Here is a 26,766-nt window from a genome sequence, read left to right on the forward strand (position 1 = left end):
TGCGGTGACGCGCGTCAGGGGCTCTGCACGATCGACCCGGCCGTGCCCTTGTCCCCGGCCGAGTCCGCCGTGGCCTCGGCCGGAATCGGCCGGTCGGCGAGGAGGGAGTCCCAGACCATCTTCGACTCCTTGGTGAGCGGGACGACCCGGTTGGGGTCGACGGGGTCGCCGGCCACCGGGAGGGTGATCATCTGCATGTCCGCGCCGTCGATGCCCTGGAGTCCCTGCGCGAAGCCCATCAGGGACTTCACGTCGCCGAGCGCCCGGTCGGTGGTGATCGCCTTGGTGGCGGAGTCCGCGAGGTCGAGCAGCCGTTTGGGGTTGTCGAAGACGCCGACGTTCTTGACCTGCTTGATCAGTGCCTTGATGAAGGCCTGCTGGAGTTGTATTCGTCCCAGGTCGCTGCCGTCGCCGACGCTCTTGCGGGTCCGGACGAGGCCGAGGGCCTGTTCGCCGTTGAGCTTGTTGGCGCCGGCCGGAAGGTTCAGGTGGCTGGCGCCGTCCTTGATCGGCTTGTTGGTGGTGACCTCGACACCGCCGAGGTTGTCGATGATCTTCTTGAAGCCCGTGAAGTCGACCTCGATGTAGTGGTCCATGCGGATCCCCGACATCTTCTCGACGGTCTTGACCGCGCAGACGGCCCCGCCGACCGTGAAGGCCTCGTTGAACTGCGAGCGGTTGCCGCCCTTGTCCGTCTTGCCTTCCGAGGTCTCGCAGGAGGGGCGCTTCACGATGGTGTCGCGCGGTATGGACACCACGCTCGCCTTCTTGTGGCCCTCGTACAGGTGGACGATCATCGCGGTGTCGGAGCGGGCCGAGCCGCCGTCGTCGCGGCCGTACTCGCCGTTGGCTCCGCCGCGCGAGTCCGAGCCGAGGACCAGGATGTCCATGGAGCCGTTGTCGACGTTCTGCGGGCGGTCGCTGCCGAGGGCCTGGTCGATGTCGACGCTCTTCAGGTTCCCGTTGAACTTGAAGTAGAAGTAGCCCAGTCCCCCGCCGCCCAACACGACCACGCCGGCGGCCGTCCAGGCGACGACGGTGAGGGCCTTGCGTCGCCGCGGCGGCGGCTTGCGTCGATGCCCTCCGCCTGCGGCGCGGCGGCCCGTGCTGTCCTCGCTCATGGTCTCCTCAGTCCTGCGTACGGCGCCCGGCCCGGTCGGCCGATCTCCCCCTGCTGCCCCCTGTTGCCCCCTGACACAGACGGACTAACGCCCCACAGGGTTCCACGCCCGCCGGCGTGGTCCGGCCCCCTCGCGGTCCGCCGGCCCGGGGATCGGCGCCGCGCCGCGGGGCGCTCGCCTGGGGTTTCCCGACGGGAGGGGGCGGCGCGCAGGGGGGTGCCGAAGAGACGGGAGTGTGTCGAACGTCGCACCGAGTGCCGACCGTGTGTACGCCGCGTGTACGAGCCGGCGTACGCCCGCCGTGCCCGTACACGACGAAACCGCCCCCGCCGCGGGGTGCGGCGGGGGCGGTTTCGGTCGGACGTGCGGCTACGGCGACGGTCAGTCGTCGTTCTTGCCCGCGGGCGTCGTCTTGGCGATCTGCATCAGGAACTCGGCGTTCGACTTCGTCTGCTTCATCTTGTCGAGCAGCAGCTCGATCGCCTGCTGCGAGTCGAGGGCGTGCAGCACCCGGCGCAGCTTCCAGACGATGGCGAGCTCCTCCGCGTTGAGGAGGATCTCCTCCTTGCGGGTGCCCGACGGGTCGACGTCGACGGCCGGGAAGATGCGCTTGTCGGCGAGCTTGCGGTCGAGCTTGAGCTCCATGTTGCCGGTGCCCTTGAACTCCTCGAAGATCACCTCGTCCATGCGCGAGCCGGTGTCGACCAGCGCGGTGGCCAGGATGGTCAGCGAGCCGCCGTCCTCGATGTTGCGCGCGGCACCGAAGAAGCGCTTCGGCGGGTACAGCGCGGTCGAGTCGACACCACCGGACAGGATGCGGCCGGAGGCGGGGGCGGCGAGGTTGTACGCGCGGCCCAGACGGGTGATGGAGTCCAGCAGGACGACCACGTCGTGACCCAGCTCGACGAGACGCTTGGCGCGCTCGATGGCCAACTCGGCGACGGTGGTGTGGTCCTCGGCCGGACGGTCGAAGGTCGAGGAGATGACCTCGCCCTTGACCGACCGCTGCATGTCGGTGACCTCTTCCGGACGCTCGTCGACCAGGACGACCATCAGGTGGCACTCGGGGTTGTTCGTGGTGATCGCGTTGGCGATCGCCTGCATGATCATGGTCTTGCCGGTCTTCGGCGGGGCCACGATCAGGCCTCGCTGACCCTTTCCGATCGGCGACACGAGGTCGATGATGCGGGTGGTCAGCACGCCCGGGTCGGTCTCCAGACGGAGCCGGTCCTGCGGGTACAGGGGCGTCAGCTTCTGGAACTCCGGCCGGCCTCGGCCGGATTCGGGCGCCATGCCGTTGACGGAGTCCAGGCGCACGAGGGCGTTGAACTTCTCGCGGCGCTCGCCGTCCTTGGGCTGGCGGACCGCACCGGTGGTGTGGTCGCCCTTGCGCAGGCCGGCCTTGCGGACCTGGGCGAGGGAGACGTACACGTCGTTCGGGCCGGGCAGGTAGCCCGAGGTCCGGATGAACGCGTAGTTGTCGAGGATGTCGAGGATGCCCGCGACGGGGATCAGGACGTCGTCGTCGGCGACCTGCGGCTCGCTCGGCGCGAACTCGTCACGGCCACGACGGCCACGACGGTCGCGGTAGCGGCCACGACGGCCGCGACGGCCGTCCTCACCGTCGAAGTCGTCCTGGGGGCCGTTGTCCTGACGGTCCTGACGACCCTGCTGGCCCTGGTTCTGACCCTGGCCGCGGCCGCCCTGCTGCTGACGGTCGCCGCGGTCCTGGCGGTCGGCCCGGTCCTGGCGGCCTCCGCCCTGAGCGCCCTGACCCGCCTGGCCCTGACCCGTCTGGGTCTGACCGGCCTGACCCTGACCGGCCTGGCCCTGGTCGTCGGCCTTGGCGCCGCGGTCACGGCGGTCGCGCCGGCCGTCACCGCGCTCGGCACGGTCACCGCGGTCGCGACGGTCGCGGCGTCCGCGACCCTCGCCGGCCTCCTGGGCCTGACCCTGTCCACCGGAGACGGCGGTCGCGGCCTCGGCCTTGACGTCGGTCTGCGCGGCGGGGGCGGTCTCGGTCTTCTGCTCGACCTGCACGGCGACGGGCGCCGCGGACTCCGGGCTTCCGGAGGGGGCGGTGGCGCGACGGCGGCGACGCTCACCGGCCGGGGCGTCCTCGGCCTCGCTCGCGCGGGAGGGGCCCCCCGCCGGCTGGCCCGGAATGTCGATCTGGGCCTGCTGCGGGGCCTTCTCGACGGGCGCCTCGGCTGCGACGTCGCCCGTGCGGGCCTTGCTGGTGGCGCGGCGCTTCGGCTTGGCCTCGGCGGTGTCCGCGGCGGCGGCCTTGGGGGCGCTGCCGCCCGCCTGCGCCTCCTTGATGACCTCGATCAACTGGCTCTTGCGCATGCGCGCGGTGCCCCTGATACCGAGGCCGGACGCGACCTGCTGAAGCTCGGCCAGGACCATGCCGTCGAGGCCGGTGCCGGAGCGGCGACGCTTGGGCGCGGCGCCCGCGGCGGGGGCACTGGTGTCGACGTTGGTGTCGGCAGCGCCCATCAGATCGGTGGTGTCGCTCACGAAGGGTCCTTCCCTGGAGCGGACGTCGGCCTGTCTGGCTCGGCGACCGGTTGTGCTGTCCGACAACGGACCACGACTTGATGGGTCATGGACCGCGGCCGGGGCGGTGGTCCGCCGATAGAGATACGGCGGAGAGAAACGTGCGTGGGTGGTTCCGGCGAGAAACCCCCGAGCTGAAAGCATGGGAATGTCACGCCGATTCCGGAGCGTGCTCGAAACTGCTGGCGGCGATCAAAGCAGTCGGGGAGGCTCCCGGAAGAAAGGTGGTCCCGAATGGGGACACTGAGCACCGAGCCATGGCGGCTTCGGATGCGCACTTGAGACTAACACTACCGGATCCAACAAACATTCCCCCTCTCAATCACCGGCTGTAACGCCCTTCCGCGCGGGCGACCTGCCCGGCCGCCCGCCCTGGCCACTGGCCCGCCTTCCCTTTTTCGGCCGCGCCTTTTCGGCCGCGGCCATTCGGGGAAAGCTCAGCCGCCCTGCGTGCCCAGCGGAAGTACGCTCGCGCCCGCGGCGTCGAGGGCGAGCCGGTTCGCGGCCCACCCCTCGCCCGCGAGCCGCGCGACCTTGTCGGCCGCACCGTTGTCGACCAGCGCAAGGACCGTGGGGCCCGCGCCGGAGATGACCGCGGGAATTCCGTCCGCCCGCAGTCGGCCCACGAGTGCCACGCTCTCGGGCATCGCCGGGGACCGGTATTCCTGGTGCAACCGGTCCTCGGTGGCGGGCAGCAACAGCTCGGGACGCCTGGTCAGGGCTTCCACCAGCAGGCCCGCACGACCCGCGTTCACGGCCGCGTCCACGTGCGGGACGGTGCGCGGCAGCAGGCCGCGCGCGGTCTCGGTCAGGACCGGCTTGGACGGCACGAAGACCACCGGAACGATGGAATCGGCGGGCTCCATACGGATGGCCTTGGCGCTGCCGCCGTCCATCCAGGCGAGGGTGAACCCACCGAGGAGACAGGCGGCGACGTTGTCGGGGTGACCCTCGATCTCGGTGGCGAGTTCCAGCAGCGCGGCGTCGTCGAGCTTCGCCTCCCCGCCTATGGTCACCGCGCGGGCGGCGACGATGCCGGCGCAGATCGCGGCGGAGGAGGACCCCAGGCCCCGACCGTGCGGGATCCGGTTGGCACAGACGACCTCCAGACCGCGCGGCTGTCCGCCCAACAGGTCGAAGGCGGTGCGCATGGAACGCACGAGGAGGTGGCTCTCGTCGCGCGGGAGGGTGTCGGCGCCCTCACCGGCGATGTCGATGTTCAGGCCGGAGTCGGCGACCCGGACGACCACGTCGTCGTAGAGCCCCAGGGCCAGACCCAGGGCGTCGAAGCCCGGGCCGAGGTTGGCGCTGCTGGCGGGGACGCGCACTCGTACTGCGGCGGCGCGGAACGCTGGACCTGCCATCGGTCGATGACACTCCTTGTGACTGTGCGAGATCTGGTGCTGGGCGGGATCTTCGCTGCGAATGTACTGGAGAACGTACGACACCCGAAGGCCCGTGGGGCAGCACCGAGTCATATGCGCGGTGGCGGATGTAAGTACAGCGTATCGAAGGAAGGTTCTCTCGCGACATAGGGCGCACAGGAGGCGCACGATGCGTGTCGTCTTCTTCCGCTGAATTCCGTTGTCTTTTGTGCCGTACGGACCGAGTTGCCGGATTCCGGGGGCTTCCGGAATCCGGCGACTCGGCGAGGGGGCCGACCGGGGTCGGCCCCCGGGGTCAGATCAGGCCGAGCCGGGAGGCCGCGGCCTCGGCGTCCACCGGAATGGTGACGGGCTGCGGGGCGCCGGCGACGGCCCAGTCGGGATCCTTCAGGCCGTTGCCGGTGACGGTACAGACGATCTTCTGGCCGGGGTCGACCAGACCGAGGTCGGCGGCCTTGAGCAGGCCGGCCACCGAGGCGGCCGAGGCGGGCTCGACGAAGACACCCTCCTGGGAGGCCAACAGGCGGTAGGCCGCGAGGATCTGGCGGTCCGTCACCTCGTCGATGAATCCACCCGACTCGTCCCGGGCCTGCAGGGCGTAGTCCCAGGAGGCCGGGTTGCCGATCCGGATCGCGGTGGCGATGGTGTGCGGCTCCTTGACGACCTCGCCGCGCACGATGGGCGCGGAACCGGAGGCCTGGAAGCCCCACACGCGGGGCGTACGGGAGGACAGGCCGTCGGCCTTGTACTCCTTGAAGCCCTTCCAGTACGCGGTGATGTTGCCGGCGTTGCCGACGGGCAGCACATGGATGTCGGGGGCGTCGCCGAGGGCGTCGACGATTTCGAACGCGGCCGTCTTCTGACCCTCGATGCGCACCGGGTTGACGGAATTGACCAGCGCCACCGGGTAGTTGTCGGACAGCGCGCGGGCCAGGTCCAGACAGTCGTCGAAGTTGCCGTCGACCTGCAGGATCTTGGCGCCGTGCACGAGGGCCTGGCCCATCTTGCCGAGCGCGATCTTGCCGCGCGGCACGAGGACGGCGCAGACCATGCCGGCGCGGACCGCGTAGGCCGCGGCCGAGGCCGAGGTGTTGCCGGTGGAGGCGCAGATGACGGCCTTGGCGCCCTCCTCCTTGGCCCGGGTGATCGCCATCGTCATGCCGCGATCCTTGAAGGACCCGGTGGGGTTGGCACCCTCGACCTTCAGGTGGACCTCACAGCCCGTGCGCTCGGAGAGCAACTGGGCCGGGACGAGGGGAGTACCGCCCTCACGGAGCGTGACCACCGGAGTCGTGGCCGTGACCGGCAGGCGGTCCCGGTACTCCTCGATGATGCCGCGCCACTGGTGGGTGCGATTGCTGCTCATGGGTCCTTACTCCCCTTCAACACGCATGATGCTGGCGACACCGCGCACGGTGTCCAGCTTACGCAGCGCCTCGACGGTCCCGGAAAGGGCGGCGTCGTGCGCGCGGTGAGTGACGACGACGAGGGAGGCCTCGCCGTCCTTGCCCTGTTGCCGAACGGTGTCGATGGAGACACCGTGCTCCGCGAACGTCGTCGCCACCTGGGCGAGGACGCCCGGCTTGTCCGCCACATCGAGGCTGATGTGGTAGCGCGTGACGACGTCGCCCATGGTGCTGACCGGCAGTTGGGTGTACGCCGACTCGCCGGGCCCCGTTGCCTCGGCGAGCTTGTTGCGGCAGACGGCGACGAGGTCGCCGAGGACCGCGGACGCGGTGGGGGCACCGCCCGCGCCGGGCCCGTAGAACATGAGCCGACCGGCGGCCTCCGCCTCGACGAAGACGGCGTTGTACGCCTCGCGGACGGACGCCAGGGGGTGGCTGAGCGGGATCATCGCGGGGTGCACGCGGGCGGTGACGGACTGGCCGTCGGCGGCGCGCTCCAGGATCGCGAGGAGCTTGATGGTGCAGCCCATCCGCTTGGCGGAGGCGAAGTCGGCCGCGCTGACCTCGGTCATGCCCTCGCGGTACACGTCGTCGAGGCGGACCCGGGTGTGGAAGGCGATGCCGGCGAGGATCGCGGCCTTGGCGGCGGCGTCGTAGCCCTCGACGTCGGCGGTCGGGTCGGCCTCGGCGTAGCCGAGGGCGGTGGCCTCGTCGAGGGCCTCCTGGTAGCCGGCGCCCGTCGAGTCCATCTTGTCGAGGATGAAGTTCGTCGTGCCGTTGACGATGCCCATGACCCGGTTGATCTTGTCGCCGGCGAGCGACTCGCGCATCGGGCGGACCAGCGGGATGGCACCGGCGACGGCCGCCTCGTAGTACAGGTCCAGCCCGGCCGTGTCGGCGGCGGCGTGCAGCGCGGCGCCGTCCTGGGCGAGCAGCGCCTTGTTCGCCGAGACCACGGAGATGCCGTGCTCGAAGGCGGTGTGGATCAGGGCGCGGGCCGGCTCGATGCCGCCGATCACCTCGATGGCGACGTCGATGTCGCCGCGTTTGAGGAGGGCGGTCGCGTCGGTGGTGACGAGCGCCGGGTCGACGCCCTCGCGCACCTTGGAGGGGCGGCGCACGGCCACGCCGGCGAGCTCGACGGGCGCGCCGATCCTGGCCGTGAGGTCTTCGGCGTGCGTCGTCATGATGCGCGCCACCTCTGAGCCGACCACTCCACAGCCCAGCAGCGCCACCTTCAGCGGACGCGTACGCATCATTCGACCTACGCCTTTCGATCTTCCATCGCTACCCGGAGCGCGGTTTGCACACCAGGTGTGAACCAGTCTCACTCAATGGACAGCAGTTTCCATCCTCGGTCCATTGAGTGAGACGTCTATTTCATCATCCGAGGTCGAGACTCAGGAGATCCTCCTCCGTCTCCCGACGGACGATCACGCGTGCCCGTCCGTCGCGCACGGCGACGACGGGCGGACGGAGCGAGTGGTTGTAGTTGCTGGCCATGGAGCGGCAGTACGCGCCGGTGGCCGGTACGGCCAGCAGGTCGCCCGGGGCCAGGTCGGCCGGCAGGAACGCGTCCTTGACCACGATGTCGCCGCTCTCGCAGTGCTTGCCGACGACGCGCACGAGCATCGGTTCGGCGTCGGAGACGCGCGAGACCAGGTTGACCGTGTACTCGGCGTCGTAGAGGGCGGTACGGATGTTGTCGGACATGCCGCCGTCGACGGACACGTACGTCCGCAGCCCCTCCAGCGGCTTGATCGTGCCGACCTCGTAGAGGGTGAAGGCCGTCGGGCCGACGATCGCCCGTCCGGGTTCCACGGAGATCCGCGGGGCGCGCAGACCGGCCGACTCGCACTCGCGGGCGACGATCTCGTGCAGGGCCTTGGCGATCTCGTGGGGCTCGCGCGGGTCGTCCGCGGAGGTGTAGGCGATGCCGAGGCCGCCACCCAGGTCGATCTCCGGGAGTTCGACGCCGTGCTCGTCTCGGACGTCGGCCAGGAGCCTGACCACGCGCTTGGCCGACACCTCGAAGCCCGCCATGTCGAAGATCTGCGAGCCGATGTGGGAGTGGACGCCGAGCAGCTCCAGGCTGTCGTGCCCGAGGGCGCGGCGCACGGCCTCGGCGGCGGAGCCGTCCGCGACGGCGATGCCGAACTTCTGGTCCTCGTGGGCGGTGGCGATGAACTCGTGGGTGTGCGCCTCGACGCCGACGGTGACGCGGATCTGCACCGGCTGCCGTACACCCAGCTCGCGGGCGATGTGCGCGACGCGGGCGATCTCCTGGTAGGAGTCGAGGACGATGCGACCGACGCCGGCCTCGATGGCGCGGGTGATCTCGGCGACGGACTTGTTGTTGCCGTGGAAGGCGATGCGCCCGGCGGGCATCTCGGCGGCGAGCGCCGTGGCCAGCTCGCCACCGGAGCAGACGTCGAGGTTGAGTCCCTCTTCCTTGAGCCACTTCACGACGGCCTTGGAGAGGAACGCCTTCCCGGCGTAGAACACGTCCGCGTCCGGGCCGAAGGCGTGCGCCCAGGCGCGGCAGCGTTCGCGGAAGTCCGCCTCGTCGAGGAAGAAGGCGGGCGTCCCGAACTCCTCGGCGAGACGGGTGACTTCGACTCCGCCGACGCTGACCACGCCGTCGTCGCCGCGCGTGACGGTCCGGGCCCAGACCTTCTCGTCGAGCGCGTTCAGGTCGGCGGGCGGCGGGGCGTAGTGGCCCTCGGGCAGGACGTCGGCGTGGCGGGGGCCGGCGGGGTGCGCGGAACGGCTCATCGAAATCTCTCTTCGCGGGTCACAGGCGTTCAGGGGCGTCCATGCCGAGCAGGGTCAGGCCACCGGCCAGCACCGTCCCGGCGGCTTCGGCGAGTGCCAGCCGGGAGCGGTGGGCGGCCGAGGGTTTCTCGTCACCTTGGGGCAGCACCCGGTACTGGAAGTCGAGCAGGGCGTCGGCCAGCTCGACGAGCTGCCGTACGAGCCGCTCGGGCGCACGGTGGTGCGCGGCGGCCTCCAGAACGAGGGGGTGCTCGGCGAGGAGGCGCGGGAGGGCGTCCTCTCCGACCACTTCTCCCGCTCCTTCTCCCGCCACGTCTCCCGCCAGGTCTTCTGTCCCGTCTCCGGCCGCCTCTCCGGGCATCTCTCCGGGCAGGCTCTCGAACCCGAGCCGGGCGGCGTTACGGGTCAGCGCGCGGGCGCGGGAGTGGGCGTACCGGACGCGGAAGAACTCGTTGGACTCGTCCTGCGCGAGCAGCCGCTCGGTGAACACCGGGCTCTCGTGGGGCGCGACGGCGAGCATGGCCCAGGCGGCGGCGTCGACGCCGAGGCGCGCGACGACGTCCCCTTCCTTGGCGGGGACGGGGGCGATGTTCCGCGCGGGTGCGGTGCTCGGGTCGGGTGCGGGTGCGGTGCTCGGAGCGGGTTCGGTGGCACTGAGCGTCGGACCCTGCGTGGCCGCGATCCTCAGCAGGGCGTCGCGGACGACGCGCGCGCGGAGTTCGGTGCGGGGGGCGGGGCCGGCGGCCAGGTCTCGGGCCGGGGCCTGGTCCGGGGCACGGTTCACGTTCAGAACCGGGGCACGGCTCGTGTTCGGAACCGGGGCACATCCGTACCGGACCCCTTGGGCGTGGATCTCCCGCACCAGATCGGCGACGGAACGCTTGCGCAGCACGAAGTTCAGGAACCCCGCCCCGGTGACCTCGACGCACTCGATCCCGTCCGACACCTCCAGCCGGCGCGCGAGCACCGCCGCCACCTCACCGGGCGCGCGGCGGGCCGACCTGGCCACCTGGAACGCGACGGGCGTGGCGTACTCCCCCACCCCACCGGGACGGGTCCGCTCGACCACGACCCGCTCGGGAACGACCGCGTCCGCCGGCAGCTCCCCGTCCTCGACGGCGCAGCGCACGGCGCGCACGACGGTACGAGAGAGGTCAGCGGGGGTCACGTCACCCAGCCTAGGGGAGAAGCCCCCGGGTCATGCGAAGGGTTTCGGCATGTGAACACACCCCTGAACACATACAAGGAGGACAGGGCCCCCGCGAGCCGTCAGGCATGGGGGCCGTCCGCCCCGTAGGGCTCACCCTCGCCCTCTCCCCGCCGGGGCCCCTTTCCGCTCGCGCCGGTCCCGGCGCTCGGCCAGCCTGCGCACGACGCGCACCAGCTCGGCGGGCTCGAAGGGCTTGGCGAGGAACGCGTCCACGCCGGCGGCGATCCCGACCTCGACCTCGTACTGGGTGCACGCGCTGACGATGGCGACGGGCAGGTGCCGCGTCCGCGGATCGGCCCGCAACTGCGCGGCCGCCCCGAACCCGTCAAGCCGGGGCATGACCACATCGAGGGTGATCACGTCGGGACACACCTGATGCACGACGTCCAGGCACTCGGCACCATCGTTCGCGGTCACGACCTCGAAGCCCTCCAGCTCGAGATTGACCTTGATCAACTGTCGGATGACCTTGTTGTCGTCGACAACAAGCACCCGACCCGAGGCGCCTGACACAACTCGAGAGTAGGTCCGCCACAGCCCCCGCGTCCGGGTTTTCGCCACTTCCACCCCCTGCGGGCGACGCACTCCCCACTCCCCGGCAAACGAGTTCCTGATCACCCGGTGAGAGCTGGTAGTGTTCAACCCGTCGCAGCAACACAAGCGACGCGCCCCCGTAGCTCAGGGGATAGAGCAACGGCCTCCGGAGCCGTGTGCGCAGGTTCGAATCCTGCCGGGGGCACTTCGCAGGAAGTGCCCAAAGACCCCGTCATCAGCGGCAACGCTGAAGCCGGGGTCTTCGCGTATGTGCAGCCGTATGCCGCTCGGAGCGGGCGTATGTCGAGGTCTGTGGACGAGGCGTGGGCGGATCTTGCTGCATCACCGCAGGTGAGGTCCACGAAAGGACGGAAGTCCGCGTTCAGTCCAGACGCCCTCTCCTGGACGATGGCCGCGCCGTGAAGGCTGCTCGCGGTACCCATGGGAATGATCGGTGCCCCGCTGAATGGCCCGGCTCAAGCCCTGCTCCAGGCCTGGCGATGGCGAGCGACGCCGTACACCTGCTCAACCTGCTCGGCCGTCAGCACCCCGGAGAGCGGCGCCAGTGCCGCTACTTGGCGCTCCTGGTACACCCGGACGCTGAGTTGCGCGGCGACCACCTTGAGATCGGTAACACCAACGAAGACACGTACTGGCTCGACCTCCACGGGAAAGCCGCAGTAGTGCTCAAGCACCCGAACCAAGCGCTTGGCCTCCGCTCGGCTCTTGCGTGCGTAGGGCGCCGGTTTTCCGTGATTGACCTTCACGGCATCGTCGCCGACCCATACGGCCTTGTTGTGGTGGTGTTTCGCATTAATGCTGAAGACGCCTCCAGGCCCGATCGACAAGTGATCGACGTCCACGTTGTCGGCCAGGGGGATGGAATGCAGGACCCGCCATCCGCGACGCGCCAAGCGGTCCAGCTCAGCCCCTACTCGCTTCTCCCCTGCCAGGCCCTGACGCCACGAGTGCCACTCCGAGCGACGCCGCAGAAGCCGTGAGACGACTCGCTCGATCAGACCTGGGCCGGATGTGGCGAGCAGGTCACGGAGGGATTCTCCGGAACGGTTGGTGGACAGGTTGTCTGCCGGCGTCAGAGGCGGCAGCATCGGGCGGGCTTCAGCTTCAGGTGCCTCCTGCGGCAAGACCGGCTCGGGGTAGTCCCGTAAGTGGTGTGCCGGCGCGGCGATCACGTCGTCGCGATACTCGTCGACTGAGACGGTGATGTCCCCCGTACTCAAGTCCGCCCAGCCGACCGCGATTCCGGCCGGCGGATTCGCATACAGACGATCATGTCCGTACCGCTTCCAGCGCGTGACCTTCAGCTCCACGAGCCCCCCTCGTCCGCTCTCGGTCGAAGCATCGCGGCAGGTAGGGCCCAAGACGAGAGAGGCCCCGGACAAGATGCCCGGGGCCCCATGGGATGCAGGGTGTCTCACTCGTATTCGCGAAGGAGGTCCTCAATACGCCGGTTGGCAACGTCCTGTCGTCCGTCGAGGCAGTTCGCGTAGCGGGTCAGCAAGACCTCCACTCTGTTGCCGGCGCGTTCGGCCACCTCGGTCGGGCAACCCCCGCGTTGAGCCACGTCGACAGCGCCGAGTGACGGAGGTCGTACGACCGACTCGCGAGCGGCGAGGACGCGACGGCCGGCGGAAGCGCGAGGAGTCGCGCCTCCTGCCACACCCGGTAGTAGGTCGAGGACGGGACGACCGAGCCTTTCTCGCTGTAGAAGAGCCGTCCGTCGTCCGCCGTGCCGAAGGTGACCAGGTGTTCGCGGAGCACGGCGACGAGGTGAGGCGGGATCGGCAGTACGAATGCCCAGTTCCGCAGTGCCCTGCGGAGCGCCTCATCAGACGGCCGGCCCGCGCGCTCATCGAGGAGCTCCACGGTCACACTCGTCAGTGAGCCCTTTTCAACCTGACGGTGGGGCTGTGGTGTTGGTCGGTGTGGGCTGCACGGAACGACGAAGCTCCTGGTAGACGGGTTCTCGACCAAGATCACCCGCGTCCGCCAGGAGCTTCGCGCGCTTGTCTACCCGTCCTCGATTGATCTGTCCAGCCGCAGCCTGCGGCACCTGACACAGCGGCTCGCTGTTCGGCGACGGGAGATCGGTACGCGGTGGAACGACTGCCCGCCGGTCGCCAGGCCCTGCTCGCCCTGGCCCACCTGCGGTGCGGCGACACCTGCGCCCGGCTTGCCGTCGGGTTCGGAATCGGCATCGCGACCGTCTACCGGTACATACACGAGGCCATCGACGTCCTGGCCGCTCGTGCCGACCCTGGCCGTGGCGATGGAGACGGCCAGGACGAAAGCGTTCGTGATCCTGGACGGCACGCTGTTGCCGATCGACCGGATCGCCGTCGACACCCCCTGCTACTCGGGAAGACACAAACGGCACGGCATGAACGTCCAGGTCCTCACCGACCCGTTCGGCCGACTGCTCTGGGCGTCACCAGCCCTGCCCGGAGCCACTCACGACCTCACCGCGGCCCGGAGCCATGGCATCGTCGACGCGCTCGCCGCCGTGGGCCTGAAGTGCTGGGCGGACAAGGCCCACCAAGGCGCCGGTCGGCACATCCGAGTCCCCTTCCGGGGTCGCCGGCTCAAGCGATGGAAGCGACGGCACAACAGCAGCCACGCCAAGATCCGCTGCGTCGGCGAGCAGGCCATGGCCGTGCTGAAGGGTTGGCGCCTCCTGCGGAAGCTCCGCTGCAGCACCAACCAAGGAATTCCCCCAAGGTCTTGGCGGAAATTCCGAAATGCACGAAATCGGCCCCACGCGACCTTGATCAACCGTCTTCCAGTCGTATTCGCCCGCATTTGTGCGGCGACCGTTGGCGGCAGGGCCGTCACGGCAGCCACAAGAGAGGCTCGTTGCTGGAGTGACCTGAGAAAGGGAGATGTCGGCCGTCTCCCACCAAGAACGCGTCGTGCGTCTGTCAGACGTCCACCGGATGCGTCAGTCCTTGTGGCCAGTGAAGTTGTACGTAAGCGGTGATCTCATCTTCGGGGATCGATCGGGTGGAGTTGTTCATCCGAACATAGAAGGCAAGATCCGTCTTGCTGGTTTTTGCCCGCACCGGCGTGGGCGAGGCTGCAACGTCGACGCGGCAGATTTCCTGTGCTTCGTGGATGGTGATCCTGGCCCGGGTGCGGGTGACCGGCGCGTGGCCGAGGGCGTTGATGAGGTGGGTGGTCAGCCAGTTGACGAAGCCATCACCGTTCTTGGGCTGCACTTTGGCGTAGTCGTGGGCAAGGCCGACGACCTGGCGGTCCGGCCCGACACCGATGAGGAGTGTGCCGCCGTCGGAGTTGAGGAAGCCCGCGACGGTCTTGACTATGGCGTCCTCCATGGCCTTGTTCGGCTTGTTCTCGCGCAGGTCCCAGCGTGCGGTGGACTTGAATTCGACAGCGTAGTCCTCGTCGTTCTCGATCAGTTCCTCAACGCTGCGTAGTTCGGGCTTACCAGTCAGCCCGAGTTTCTCTGCGACCAAGGATACGAACTCGGCATCGTGACGAAGCTGCTCCACAATTTCGTCTGTGAGCTCCTTGGCGCTGATGAGACCGGCGGCCAGAGCCGCCACCCCGACTCTCGTCGTTGCGGGCTCGACCTTGGCGCCATCGTAGGGGCTGGTGCCGTCGTCGCCGTAGACGGTGGCGATGTGGTCGAATACGGCCTGTACCTTGGCGTCGAACACCTGAGGCGGATATGGGTCCACCGGCAGGTCAGCGTCGAGTACGTCGAGGATCGTGGTGCGCACGTCGGCGGTAGTGGCCGACTTGCGGCGCCAGTCGAGAACCAGTTTCTCGTGGACGTGCGAGAGGAGGCGCTTGACGCTGGCCTTGACGACCTCCCTCTCGGTGTCGGTGAGGACCGGCTCAGGCTTGGTGAGGAGGTCGAAGATTGCGAGTTCTTCTTCGGTGAGACCTTCGATGGCCGCCCGCTGTTCCTCCTCGCTCAGCGACTTGGACAACTCGATGAGCCGCTTGAGGTACTCGTCGATGTTGAGGCTGCCGGCGTTGTAGTCAGCGATCAGATCCTCAATGCGTTCGACCAAGTCGTAGCGGGTCGGGTTCCTCCTCGCGATGCCGACGGCCCGCTGATTGAGCAAAGCTGCGAGGCGGTCGGTCTCGGCTCGCTTGCGGCCTGCGAAGCTGGCTGCGAGGGCGTCGAAGTCGATCTGAGACAGGTCGATCAACGCGTCGGGTTCGCTACCCTCCGCAGCTGCCCGGATCACGTACTCCGCAGCTCCCACTGAGCGGTCGAGCAGTGCTTCGACGGCATCGGCCACGTCGCCGAGGTCGGCCTGGTGCGGCCGGGACACATCGGAGATGCGTTCGGCCAGCACCCGAATAGCGGCCACAGTGTGCTGGTTGGCCGCTGCCGCCGGGGCGGGCAAGAGAGCCTTGAAGATCTTGCGGGCCTGACGGGCCGCCGCGAGAAAGCCGGTCCGAGTGTCCTCGTCGACCAGCAACGCCTCGACCGCGGCATCGCGTAGCGCTATGTGGGCGAAGCCCGAGGCGTCCCGCAAGGCGATCAGGTCGACGCCGTTGGCTGCACACAAGGCGGTGACAGCGCCGATGGCCTCTTGGAGAGCGTCGACGAGAGCGTCGACGTCTTGGATCGGAGAATCAACGCCGACCTCCGCATTCGCAGCGCCGTAGATCGCCAGTGCGTTCTCGAGGTTCCGGAAAACGCCGATGTAGTCGACGATTAGCCCGTTGTCCTTCTCGGGGAACACCCGGTTGGCTCGGGCAATGGTCTGCATCAGCGTGTGGTTGCGCATGGGACGGTCGAGGTAGATGGTCGAAACGCTCGGGGCGTCGAACCCGGTCATCCACATGGCGCACACGAACACCATTCGCAGCGGATCGCCCGAAGCTTTGAATTTCTCGGCAAGGTCCTCGGTGTTCATCCGGGACCGGTGAGGCTTTATGTCGAGACCCTGGTGCTCCAGATGAGCAATCTCGTTCTGGGACGGGGAGACCACCACGGCCATGTCGGTCGATTCCATCAGGTCGATCCGACTCGCAAGCCACGGCCGCTCCAATTCCGGCAGCGCTTCATGCTCGGCCCGTAGCTCAGCCAAGTGCTCGGCCCAAGCTTCCTGCACATAGTCGTACATGCGGACCGCGGCAGCCTTGTCCAGCCCGACGTACATGGCTTTGCCGGTGAAGCCGCGGCCCACAAAGTGCCGGACCAGATCCCTCGCGACCGTGCGAAGCCGTTCGGGGCGGGTTATCAGGGTGTATTGCCGGCCAAACCGGCGGGCGAGTTGGCCCTCGGCTTCCTCGTCGAGTTCTGCCTTCTCCAACAAATCAGCCAGCTCGTCAGCGAAGTCCTCGTTGACCAGCTGCAGTTCGGGAATGCGGTTCTCGTAGTACAGGGGGACCGTGGCACCGTCCTCAATGGCGTCACGAAAGTTGTAGACGGAGACGTAGTCGCCGAACTGCCGGCGTGTCAGCTCCTCGCCATCGAGCAGCGGGGTGCCGGTGAATCCCATGAATGCCGCGTTCGGGAGGGCCTGGCGCATGTTCAACGCCAGAGTGTCGTACTGGCTACGGTGGGCCTCGTCAGTGATCACGATGACGTCGGAGCGGTCCGAGAGAACCGGCATGGTGGTCTCGCCGGCCTTCTGGTCGAGCCGAAACTTGTGGATCAACGTGAAGATGTAGCGATGGTCAGCCGCTAGTAGCTCCCGCAGGTGGGTCGCGGACGAGGCATGGACTTTGGCTTCGGCGGGGATGGCGCGGGCGTCGGCGAACTCACCATGGAGCTGCACGTCGAGCTCGGTGCGGTCGGTGACCATCACGAAGGTCCACGCACCCGGGATGCGACGGAGCACCTTCTGGGTGAACCACAACATGGAAAGGCTCTTACCGGACCCCTGGGTGTGCCAGAAGACCCCAAGCCGCTTCCCTCCGGCCGCGCGCACCCGGTGCAGGTTCTCGATGGCCGCGTTCACGCCGTGGAACTGGTGGTTGCGGGCCACCACCTTCATCAGCCCGCCCGGGCGTTCGACGTAGGCGACGAAGTTCTCAATCAGGTCCAATAGCCGGTCATGGGCACACGTGCCCCGAAGGACCGTCTCCAAGGCGACGACCCCCCGGTTGCCGTCTGCGTCGATGACCTTCCAATCTCCGAAGAAGTCCCACGGCGCATGGGTGGATCCAATCTTGGCTTCCGACCCGTTGGAGCAGATGACAAAACCGTTGGGGACAAACAACGCCGGGATGGTGTCACGGTAGTCGGTGATGTTCTCGTCGAACGCGGCCTTGACCGGCCGGTTCGGCGCCTTGAACTCAGCCAGCACCAGCGGGATGCCGTTGACGAACAGCACCACGTCGTTCCTTCGCCGGTGCAGATCCCCGGCGAACCAGACCTGCGAAGCAGCCAACCAGTCGTTCTTCGACCGGTCGGCGAAATCGATGAAACGGACCGTGGCGAACTTGTGTTCACCCCGGTCATCGAGCCACTCAGCCCTGTAGCCGTCACGGAGCAGGTCGTGCACCTCCCTATTGGCCCGGACCCGGTCCATCGCCGACCGATCCTTGACCATCGCCGCGTGCGCCTCCTCCCGCGCAGCGTCAGGAACCTCCGGGTTCAGCACTCTGAGGGCACCACGCAGCCGGTGAACAAGCACGGCCTCGTGCATCGAATCACGGCCCAGACTCCCCCCCGGACCGAACGTCTCGCTCCATGCGTTTACCACCGACCAGCCGAGCTCAGCCAATGTCTCCAACGCCGGCTGTTCGACCAGTCCGTCCTCCGAGTACGCCCCAGGATTCACGCCACTTCCCCTTCCACCACTGCATCAAGATTCAATGAGGACACATCGACTTGACCCAACACCAATTTTGGAAGCAGCAGGTCTCGTGTGGAGGCGAGCTCACGACTCTGGAACATCAGGAGCTCGGCGGTCTGGAGGGCATCACGGGCCACCGCGTTGAATCGTTGAGCGACCTCCGCGGACGGAAGAGTGACAGGAAACTCCTTGATCACCTTCCAGTCAGCCCGCGGCATCTTTGTGCCGTTGGAGGTCTGCGTCGCATATGCCACGAAGTCGCCACTTGACACTGTCATAACGGCTTGGCCCCAGTGATCGTCCAGCGGCCGCAGGACAATGGCGTCGGTTGAGCAGATCCCATCGATTGGCGCCACACTCACTTTGTGGAAGTACGGCCGGATCTTACCGAAGAGGATGTCGCCGGCGGCGAATACGGACTTACGACTCCCCAGCCCCTCGGCGGTATCCCACGCATCAAGAGTGAGGTGTCGGCGAGGAATGTGTTCGAGACCTACTGCGGGAGTGGCTGGATCAACAGAGCCGGGATCGACCGTCGTCTTCACCAGTTCCACCATGTCTTGGACGGTTCCGCACGTCCAGCCTGCAGGGATGGGGCCGTGGAGGGAGGGGACGAGGGTGGAATCCCCATGGCCGGGGTACCGGAAGTGGACAAACCATTCTCGGTAAATCGCCCGTACCATCTCCTCCAACACCTCCGACCGCCGACGGTTGTTCTCGATCAGCTCGTCGAGGGACCGCAGCACGCCTGCGATTCGACAGCGCGTCACCGGCCCAGGCATGGGGAACTTGTGCGCCAGAAGCTTTTCCAGAGAGAGGTTGTCTTGCGCGGTCCCGCGGGCCGCGCTGGTGAGCCGTTCACGGTGGACGTCAAGTAGGTACTTGACGAAGTAGGCATCGTCAGGCTGCTGAGCGGGGGTGAAGCCCAGGACGCTGTCAGGGAAGCACCCGCGTCGGCCCAGGACAGCCGACTCTGCAATGTTGGCAGCGATAGTGATGCAGGTGACGCCTGGCTCCCAGACCCGGCTCTGAGCGACTCCAAAGTCGGAATAGTACTGGCCGGCAGATGTCATGTGGAGAGTTGCCGCCTTCACATCACCTGTCTGAAAGAACGGCATTTCCTCACCAAAAAGCCGAGAGTCGTTACGAGGGCGGTGGCGTGATCTTCCACGCTCAACGGATCCAAGATCGATGAGGCTCGCTTCTTGCCACTCGTTCATACGCTCAGGATCCCGGTGATGGCAGCATCGACCCTGACTCGAAGTTCGCCGGCCGCATCACTGAGGCGGGTGAACTCCTCGTAAAGCTCCTCGAGCTTCTCGGTGAAGTCCTCGCTATCGTCCTCGACTGCAGCAGTGCCCGTGTAGCGGCCTGGGTTTAGGCTCCAGCCCTGGGCTTCGATTTCCGCCCGGGTGGCAACCCTGCAGAGACCGGGGACGTCGATGTAGGCGCCGTCGGGGAAGTGCTCCTCGAGGACGCCGACGCTGCCGTCGACGATTTCGACGTCCTCGCCCCGGTAGAGGCGGACAATGTTGGCCAGCAGCTCGATGTGCTCGGGCAGGAAGTCGCGGTGTGCCCGACCGACCTGGCGGTAGAGATGTCGGGCGTCGATGAAAAGGACGGTGTCCTGGCGGGTCGTACCGCGCTTGGCCTTGTCGAGGAACCAGAGGGTCACCGGGAGGGTCACGGTGTAAAAGAAGTTGGTACCGATGGCCACCATCACATCGACCGACCCCGACTCGATGAGCCGGCGGCGGATCTCGCGCTCGGAATGCCCTGCATCGCAAGCGGAGTTGGCCATGACGAAGCCTGCCCGACCTCGGTCATTGAGCGCCGAGTGGAACTGCTGGATCCACAAATAGTTGCCGTTGTCGGTGTTGGGCAGGCCGAACGAGAACCGTGGATCGCCCGCCAGCTTGGCCTTGTCGATCTTGTCGACGTTAAATGGCGGGTTAGCCATGACGAAGTCGAACGCGCCGACTGCGTGGTGGAGGTCTTCGTAGTAGCTATTGCCGAGACGGATGTCGCCCGACAGCCCGTGCAAAGCGAGGTTCATCTTGGCCAGAGGGACCGTGACCTCCTTCTGCTCCTGACCGTAGACCGACAGTTCTCGGATGGCCGAGCCCTGGTGACGCTCCACGAACTTGGCGCACTGCACGAACATGCCGCCCGACCCGCAGGCTGGGTCGTAGACCTTTCCGTGGAACGGTTCGATCACTTCCACGATCAGGCGGACGATCGAGTACGGGGTGAAGAACTCGCCCCCCAGCCGACCCTCCGCCATCGCGAAGTTGGACAGGAAGTCCTCATAGATCAGCCCGAAGGCGTCCCCGGTGAGTGTCCGCGGCAGCGGGGCGAACAGACGAAGCATCTCAGTCAGAGTGGACTTCTGGAGCCGCTGGTAGCCGCGCGGCAGAACTCCCAGGAGCTCAGGGTTGTGGGTCTCCACCAGACTCATCCCCGTGTCCAGAGCCTCACCCAGGTTCTCCTCCTCCGGGAGTCGCACCAGGTGGGAGAGGCGGGCTTCCTCAGGGATGAACAGGACCGAGCGAGCACGATAGTCGTCGGGGATGACTGGTCGGCGTACGGTGGCCTTGGCCTCCAGTTCAGGGCGGACAGCCTCGAAGCGGTGCTCGGCATAGGCGAGAAAGATCAGCCCCAGAATCGGCCCTCGCGCCTCGCTCGGCAACAAGCTTGAGTTGGCTCTCAACTCGTCAGCGGCATTCCAGAGCGCCCGCCGAACCTCGGCCAAGTCCTTGCTCTTCACGCGCGCTGTTCCCCTCAATCTGCCTGCGTTCACACGTCGGCCCATCATGTCAGAACGGGTGTGTGAGGACGGCCGGAACCATGGTCGTAAGACACCCACCTGGCAGCTGGGTCCGCGGTGAGGATCCCCTCGTGCGCTATCGGGCGGTCGCCGCTCTGTGGGCCATTTTCCTGGCGGAAGTGGCCCATCACGCTCTGATGGAATGCCGGGGATTGGAAGGCCACGAGAGCGCGAGCGGTGTGCAAGACGACGAGGTGGCCCCACAGGCCTCCGGGCTGCGCGCCGAGCTGGGTGCGCGTTGGAGCATCGTGGAAAGCTCGTTCGCCGCGGGTATGCATCCTCAGGAACGGAGAGGGCACCGTGGACTGAGCGACGCTACGGCTCGGGCTACCTCAACCGGCTCCCATACGGTTCCCGACAGCGGGGGTGAAACCTCGGCATCATGCCGAGGTCCTGCGCCGCCGCTGCAGCATCCTCCTTGAGGGCGGCGTGCCCCGGCAGCGGGTTGCGGGTGGTCCGGTCGTCGGCGCGCGAGCAGCCCAGCGGGTAGCCATTCCGGGCCAACATGAAGGCCGTGGGCAGACAAGGGCCGACACCGTCCGCCGATCCACCAGGGACTGCGGGACAGCCCTCAGGTATCCAGGTGTTCCACGAAGATGCCTATCAGGATGCGATCGCTCAGACGCGGGTCGGGCAGGCTGAAGTGCACACGGTTGCGATGGGGTTCCTTCTTGGCGTGCCACTCGCATCGGAACGTTTGCCCGCCGTGCTCGACGTCCCGCTGCTTCATGACGCCCGGTTTGGAGCGCGTGCTGGGACTTTCAGGGGACAGATTGAGCTGGTGACGTCCAAGCTCCGCTTTGATGTCCGCGGCCATCCCTGAGTGCGCTTCCAGGGCGTCTGCGAAGTGGTCGTTCACCACGGTCAGCGCATGGACAACCCAGTCCCTCATCTGCGCGTAAGTGCCGTCGAACTTCCGGAAGGTGAGCGAATCCGCGAAGACCAACCTGGGGAACACCATTTTCGCCCAGTCGAAGAACTCGTGCTCTCCCACATCCTCCCGTGCGAACAGTGATCTCCAGAACTCCATGAGCCCCTGTGGTCCGGCGAGGAAGTACACGTCGCGCTCGACGTACCCCGTCGGAACCCCGTGCATGGCCGAGACCGGGTGCCATCCGTACCGAGCGGATCCGGGGAAAACGAGACACCCGGCGTGGTGTCCCTTCCCCGCATGCCACCAGGCGTACCCGATCGACAGGGCGAGGGACGGCACCTCTTCCGCCACGGCCACCTCGTCCGGCAGACCGGGCAGATCCGGGGACCAGGTCGGGCAGCGGTCCATCAACCTGGCCATTCTCAGCCGCGCGTCACGCCCTGCCTTCGGAGTTCCTCCCTCGTACAGCACGTGATGGAGATCGCGTCCGTCCGCGCACTCCGCATCGAACCACCAAGGCGAGACAACAACTGAATGCCCCTGCGTCAGCTCGTCAAGGGAGTCGCTGAACTCGTCCATGAAGTCGGTCAGCTGTTCCTCGGTAAGCCCCCGAAAGTTGAACGAGGACTCGTCAACCACAAACCGAGCCGGTTCACTTCCCTTTGCGCCTGGCACGCGCCAGCCTCCCCAGATCCCGCTCGATCTGGTCGAAGAACCCCTCCGGCCAGTCCGTCAGCTCACCCTTGCCGGTGAGCTCGATAGGTACGGAGCCGGCCGCGTCCGTGCCGAAGAAATGGATCAGTGCCGACTCCGCGTCGATGACCCGGTCCTCTGCCACGGCAAGCCGCACCCCGTTGATCACATGGTCACTGTGGGTCTCCACGATGACTTGGGCTCCCGCTCCCGCGACCCGCGCCAGAAAGCGGCCCAACTGCGACTGCCCCCCCGGGTGCAAGTGCGCCTCGGGATTCTCCACGATCAGAGTGTCACCCGGGCGGGTCAGCAGGCCCGCCACGATCACCGGCAAGGCGTACGAGAACCCGAAGCCCATGTTGGCGGGGCGGATCGCCTCGCTCAGCAGCCCCGGCTCCTTGAAGCGGATCGTGCTCGCTGTGATACCCGGGGGCCACTGCGCGCTGATCTCGATCGGCCGGATGATGTCGGACGCCCACATCTCAGCCTGAGTGCGCAGCACGGTGACCCCGTGGGTGGCCTCGGTCTCCGGGTGCCGCAGCTCCTCCCGTACCGACCTGCTCTCGTGCAGAGCCAGCACCTGGGCCGTGTACTCACCCCGCACACCGACCCCGAGGAAGTCAGGCTGTTCCGCGGAGACATCCAGCTGATCCCTGGGCCCGAGGCGTTCGGCGCACAGGTACGTGAAGGCACATCCCTGGCCCTCCAGTTCGACTGGTGGGAGCGCAGCAGAGGGGACGACGTCCAGATAGAGCGCCTGCTCATCGGGAACGGCGAAGGCGAGGTCACTCACGCGCTCCCCGCCGTCGCCTTCGAGCCTGACACCGATGATCGATCCCGGCGCGTCGGGATGCAGCAGTTCGTGTGCCTCACCAAGGGCCAAGCCGTACGGGCCGTTGAGCCTTACGACGCGGGTACCAGGGGTGTCGGCGAGCTGACGCGCGAGGAGCAGGGTCTGGATGACGGTGCTCTTGCCGGTGCCGTTGAGACCTGTGAGAACCGTGAGGGGACGGAGCGTGAAGGTCGTATCGGCGAAACGCTTGAAATGACGGATGCCCAATGAAGTGATCACTGGCCGGCGTCCGCAGCCTCGGCGGTGGCACGGAAGCGATGGATCACACGCTTGGTATCGCCCGTGGAGGAGGTGATGGCCTCCAGATAGCGGTAGTCACGCGTCATCAGCGATCGAGCCCTGCCAACGATGGACTCCGTTCGCCTCTCCAAATCCCCGGTACCATAATTGGCCAAGGTGATCGCCCACGCCTCGAAGAGTGCTCGATTGATCGGATACTTACCCATGTGATCCGGCCCTTCAGGCCACTTCCGGAACGCCTGGTCCCCGAACACGACATGCGCGTTCTTCATCGCTTTCCGGAAGTCACTCATAAGCTTATCGATCTTGACATCGTCCGCTTCTTGTTGACTGTCCAGAATGGCAGTGGTGCGCTGAAGAAACGGATCCATCGCCCCGAACTCGATGTATCCCTGCGCCCCGTGCAACCAGAAGGCGGCGAAACGCAGCGCCATCTCCCGGTCGTTCATACGCACGTGCCCACCCATCCCGTTGGTGGCCGCATTGAATTCCTCGGAAGAGGTCATCTTTTTGAGGATCCCCCGACTTCGGTCCTTGCTCATGCAATGACGAATCTCCTGCGCATTGAGGGGGGTACCCCCCGTATTGATGCGCTTGAAGATGTCATACATGACATCTGGCGGGGTCGTCGGATCGATCACATGGGCCATGATCTGCGCATTATTGATGCGCCGCTTCCACGGCGCCGGCAGATCGACGAAACGCTTTCCCTCTACGGCCTCACCCAGGTACTCGAGACCTTTGAGGGCGAACTCGGCACCGTCCTCGCCCCGCACGAAGTCGTGAATCGTCGAGAGACGCTGAAGTCCGTCAACAACCCGCATGAATCCGTCGACATCCTCCGCGAAATAGAATGCGGGCAACGGGATCTGCAGCAATACGGACTCGATCAGCCGGGACTTCTGAACGTGTTTCCAAACGCGGCCACGCTGGAAGTCCGGAGCAAGTTCCAGCGACTCGTCGTCAATCATGTCGAGGGCATTTCGGAGGGAGAACTGTTTACTGTTGACCCTGATCTGCTCCGGATTCCACGGCCTATCGATCTCGGGGACCTCTTCGTCCTCCGCCTCGACCTCGATTCCCGTAGGCACGTCGAGGAAGTACTCCTCCTGAATGGCCGGCGGCGCCGGGGTCTCCGAGCTCGTCATGCGGTCGATCGTATCCCGGCGTCAACACACCCATGAGTACTACCTCCGAACCGGCCCGACCCCGCCGACGGCGGTCCACATCGAGACGAGCCGCGGAAAGGGCACCCCACTCCACCCTCCCTTCGTCCGCGGTGGCACAAGGCCACAGGGTCTTCCCGAGGTTCCGTCGAACCATGTCGAGGAAACGACCAGTTCATCCGGAGGGGCTGGGCGCCGAACGCGGAATTGACACAACACGGGAACCGCGTGCGCAGGTTCGGATCCCGCCGGGGCACTTGGCAGGAGGCACGACCCAGGGTGGGTCGCCCCGAATCCCCGAGTCTGTGGAGCCGCCGAGCGCCTGGGGGCGTACGGCTGGTGGTCGGCAGGCACGGTGGCGTGGAGGGATCACTCGTCGCCGTGCGGGCGGAGGTGGTGACGCGTGCTGGCCGTTCGATGGCCTGGTGCCGTTGATGGAGGGGTGGGCGATCGCTCGCGCTTTGGGAGGCGGGTTCCGGTGGTCCGTACGAGGGGGTGGGGGGTGGGTCTGTGGGTTTTGGGGGGTGGGGTGGAGGGGGTGGCGTGCGTAGGTTGGGGATGAGGCCACCTCGCGCCGGTGACCAGGTGCTTTGTGGCGGGCTCTGACGATGAGGATGGGGCAGCGCGATGCGTGAGTTGGTGGAGACGGCGCGGCGGTGGGTGGCCGAGGGGCGGGAGGCGTATCTGGCGCGGCCCGTGACCGAGCAGGGGTTCGGGCCGCGGGATCCTGCCGGGGCGGTGTTGGTGGATGCCGGCGGGGAGTGTGTGGGGGCCCTGTACCGGGGGGTCTTCGATGCCGAACTCGTCGTCGAGGCAGGCGGCTTGGGGGGCGGGGAGCGCGCGCGGGTGTGCGAGCTGTCCGTCGGAACCGGGGAGGCCGTCGAGGCGCGGTTGACCTGCGGTGGACAGGCCGAGGTGTTGTTGCAGCCGCTGGTGTCGGTCCCGGGCGAGTGGTGGGAGCTGCTGGGGCGGGGGGCCGGGGTGGCGTTGGTGACGCGGTTGAACGCGGCGGCCGATCGGGCGGTGAGCGAGGTGGTGCGGGCCGCGGACCTGCCGGCCGATGACGCCGCGCGGCGGGCCGGGGAGCTGTTGGCGACCCGGCGGCCCGGGCGGGACGCGCTGTACGGGGGGTCGGGGCTGGTGCTCGTGGAGGCGTACCCGTCCGCTCCGCGGGTGGTGATCGGGGGTACCGGGGAGCTGGCCGAGATCATCGGGCGGCAGGCCGCGTTGCTGGAGTGGGGGGTCACGGTCGTGGAGTCGGCCGCCGATGCCGCGAAGGTCCTGGCTGATCATCGCGACGCCGCGTGTCTGGTGCTGCTCAGTCACGAGCCGGAGTTCGACGTGCCGACGCTGCGGACGGCGCTCGCGCTCGGAATCCCGTACGTGGGGGCGCTCGGCTCCCGACGGACCACCACGCGACGCCGTGAGGGGCTGATCGCGGCCGGGGTGGGCGAGGCGGAGTTGGCGCGGGTGCACGGGCCGATCGGCCTGGATCTCGGGGCGCGGACCCCGGCGGAGACGGCGTTGGCGATCTGCGCCGAGATCCTCGGGGTGCTGGGCGGCAGGGACCGCGGCGGGTTGCGGGATTCCGACGGTCCGCTGCGGGGGTGAGCGCGCCCCCGAGCGCGGCCCGCCCGGAACGCCGGAACGCGCGGAACGCCCGGAGCGCCCGGAGCGCTGGGAGCGCTGGGAGCGCCCGGAACCTGTGGGTTTCCTCGGCCACGGGAGTGCATTCGGACCAAATGCGGGAAACTAGTACACATGGACACGAACCTGATCTATCTCGCGGTGGACAGGACCCTCACGAACATCGCGTGGCTCCTGGTCGTCGGACTGATCGTCGTGGGCTTCCTGCTCGGCGGCTTCATGCTGGGCAAACGGGTTCGCGCGCACGAGCCCGCGCCACCCACCACCGAGAGCCAGCCCCACCTGCCCGACGGCGGTGCGGTGCTGGAGGTCTCCGAGGAGCGTGAGCCCGTGGAGTTCCCGGCCGCCGGGCTGCGGCCCCACGAGATGCAGGGGTACGGGAACTTCGGCTCCCGGAGCAACAGCCACCAGGAGGAAGCCCGCGCGGAGCGGGAATCCGGGTACGAGCACCCCAATCCGCGGCCGCCGGCGGGCAAGCAACCGCCGACCGTCCCTCCACTGGGCGGCGTCAAGCCGGCCTGACCTCACCCGGCCGACGTCCGACGTCCGACGTCCCAGGTCCCATGTCCGCCGGCCGACCGGGGCCCCCCGCCCGCCCCCCGGGGGGGGCCGGCGGCCGGGGGGGGCCGGGGGGCCGGGGAGTTGGAACACCGCCAGTGGCAAAACGGGC

General features: G+C 67.5%; 17 protein-coding genes, 1 tRNA gene and 2 pseudogenes. 4 read left to right on the forward strand and 16 right to left on the reverse strand.

Annotation, left to right across the window (positions count from 1 at the left end; translation table 11 throughout):
* Positions 1-14: 14 nt before the first annotated feature.
* From ACFYW3_RS09605 to ACFYW3_RS09640, 8 genes are all read right to left on the reverse strand, one after another.
* Complete coding sequence (locus ACFYW3_RS09605; RefSeq protein ID WP_351749292.1) at positions 15-1,121, reverse strand: LCP family protein; 1,107 nt, start codon at positions 1,119-1,121, stop codon at positions 15-17.
* A 381-nt stretch (positions 1,122-1,502) separates the two neighbouring features.
* Positions 1,503-3,641 carry a transcription termination factor Rho gene (gene rho / locus ACFYW3_RS09610; RefSeq protein ID WP_351749290.1) on the reverse strand — a complete coding sequence of 713 codons (2,139 nt, stop codon included), beginning with the start codon at positions 3,639-3,641 and terminating at the stop codon, positions 1,503-1,505.
* Positions 3,642-4,117: 476 nt separating this feature from the next.
* Complete coding sequence (thrB, locus tag ACFYW3_RS09615; RefSeq protein WP_053677412.1) at positions 4,118-5,044, reverse strand: homoserine kinase; 927 nt, start codon at positions 5,042-5,044, stop codon at positions 4,118-4,120.
* A gap of 316 nt (positions 5,045-5,360) precedes the next feature.
* Positions 5,361-6,431, reverse strand: a complete 1,071-nt coding sequence (thrC, locus tag ACFYW3_RS09620) for a threonine synthase (RefSeq protein ID WP_389386002.1) — start codon at positions 6,429-6,431, stop codon at positions 5,361-5,363.
* Positions 6,432-6,437: 6 nt separating this feature from the next.
* Positions 6,438-7,730, reverse strand: coding sequence for a homoserine dehydrogenase (locus tag ACFYW3_RS09625; protein ID WP_351749286.1), 1,293 nt, complete (start codon positions 7,728-7,730; stop codon positions 6,438-6,440).
* Positions 7,731-7,854: 124 nt separating this feature from the next.
* Positions 7,855-9,246 carry a diaminopimelate decarboxylase gene (gene lysA / locus ACFYW3_RS09630; protein ID WP_389386003.1) on the reverse strand — a complete coding sequence of 464 codons (1,392 nt, stop codon included), beginning with the start codon at positions 9,244-9,246 and terminating at the stop codon, positions 7,855-7,857.
* A gap of 19 nt (positions 9,247-9,265) precedes the next feature.
* The gene (gene nrtL, locus ACFYW3_RS09635) at positions 9,266-10,414 is read right to left on the reverse strand and encodes an ArgS-related anticodon-binding protein NrtL (protein WP_389386004.1); all 1,149 of its coding nucleotides are present in this window, start codon (positions 10,412-10,414) and stop codon (positions 9,266-9,268) included.
* Positions 10,415-10,546: 132 nt separating this feature from the next.
* Entirely contained in the window at positions 10,547-11,041 is a 495-nt protein-coding gene (locus tag ACFYW3_RS09640) for a response regulator (RefSeq protein ID WP_351749280.1), read from the reverse strand.
* An 82-nt stretch (positions 11,042-11,123) separates the two neighbouring features.
* On the opposite strand from ACFYW3_RS09640, the gene ACFYW3_RS09645 reads away from it, so the two are divergent.
* Positions 11,124-11,195: transfer RNA gene (locus ACFYW3_RS09645), tRNA-Arg, on the forward strand.
* 271 nt (positions 11,196-11,466) lie between these two features.
* Here the strand turns inward: ACFYW3_RS09645 and ACFYW3_RS09650 are convergent.
* The gene (locus tag ACFYW3_RS09650) at positions 11,467-12,321 is read right to left on the reverse strand and encodes a nuclease-related domain-containing protein (RefSeq protein WP_389386005.1); all 855 of its coding nucleotides are present in this window, start codon (positions 12,319-12,321) and stop codon (positions 11,467-11,469) included.
* A gap of 104 nt (positions 12,322-12,425) precedes the next feature.
* A pseudogene (locus tag ACFYW3_RS09655) lies at positions 12,426-12,799 on the reverse strand (site-specific integrase); the annotation flags it as partial.
* A gap of 187 nt (positions 12,800-12,986) precedes the next feature.
* Here ACFYW3_RS09655 and ACFYW3_RS09660 point away from each other — a divergent pair.
* Positions 12,987-13,715: pseudogene (locus ACFYW3_RS09660) on the forward strand (transposase family protein); the annotation flags it as partial.
* A 214-nt stretch (positions 13,716-13,929) separates the two neighbouring features.
* On the opposite strand, the gene ACFYW3_RS09665 reads toward ACFYW3_RS09660, so the two are convergent.
* The 6 genes from ACFYW3_RS09665 to ACFYW3_RS09690 all read right to left on the reverse strand — a co-directional run bounded on the left by ACFYW3_RS09665 (position 13,930) and on the right by ACFYW3_RS09690 (position 24,431).
* A complete protein-coding gene (locus ACFYW3_RS09665; protein ID WP_389386006.1) occupies positions 13,930-17,781 on the reverse strand; it encodes an HsdR family type I site-specific deoxyribonuclease in 3,852 nt (1,283 codons plus the stop codon).
* Entirely contained in the window at positions 17,778-19,016 is a 1,239-nt protein-coding gene (locus ACFYW3_RS09670) for a restriction endonuclease subunit S (RefSeq protein WP_389386007.1), read from the reverse strand. The genes ACFYW3_RS09665 and ACFYW3_RS09670 overlap by 4 nt, the downstream gene beginning before the upstream one ends.
* Complete coding sequence (locus tag ACFYW3_RS09675) at positions 19,013-20,563, reverse strand: class I SAM-dependent DNA methyltransferase (RefSeq protein ID WP_351749272.1); 1,551 nt, start codon at positions 20,561-20,563, stop codon at positions 19,013-19,015. The genes ACFYW3_RS09670 and ACFYW3_RS09675 overlap by 4 nt, the downstream gene beginning before the upstream one ends.
* A gap of 631 nt (positions 20,564-21,194) precedes the next feature.
* The gene (locus tag ACFYW3_RS09680; RefSeq protein WP_389386276.1) at positions 21,195-22,172 is read right to left on the reverse strand and encodes a hypothetical protein; all 978 of its coding nucleotides are present in this window, start codon (positions 22,170-22,172) and stop codon (positions 21,195-21,197) included.
* On the reverse strand, positions 22,150-23,262 hold the full coding sequence (locus ACFYW3_RS09685) for a DUF3696 domain-containing protein (RefSeq protein ID WP_351749268.1): 1,113 nt from the start codon (positions 23,260-23,262) through the stop codon (positions 22,150-22,152). Before ACFYW3_RS09685 ends, ACFYW3_RS09680 begins: the two co-directional genes overlap by 23 nt.
* A complete protein-coding gene (locus ACFYW3_RS09690; RefSeq protein ID WP_389386008.1) occupies positions 23,259-24,431 on the reverse strand; it encodes a DUF262 domain-containing protein in 1,173 nt (390 codons plus the stop codon). Before ACFYW3_RS09690 ends, ACFYW3_RS09685 begins: the two co-directional genes overlap by 4 nt.
* Before the next feature lie 645 nt (positions 24,432-25,076).
* Between ACFYW3_RS09690 and ACFYW3_RS09695 the strand changes: the two genes are divergently transcribed.
* Positions 25,077-26,060, forward strand: a complete 984-nt coding sequence (locus tag ACFYW3_RS09695; protein ID WP_389386009.1) for an XdhC family protein — start codon at positions 25,077-25,079, stop codon at positions 26,058-26,060.
* Between the two features lie 150 nt (positions 26,061-26,210).
* On the forward strand, positions 26,211-26,618 hold the full coding sequence (locus tag ACFYW3_RS09700; protein ID WP_351749262.1) for a DUF6479 family protein: 408 nt from the start codon (positions 26,211-26,213) through the stop codon (positions 26,616-26,618).
* Positions 26,619-26,766: the final 148 nt, after the last annotated feature.

This window comes from Streptomyces sp. NPDC002602 (assembly GCF_042889445.1).
GTDB lineage: Bacteria > Actinomycetota > Actinomycetes > Streptomycetales > Streptomycetaceae > Streptomyces.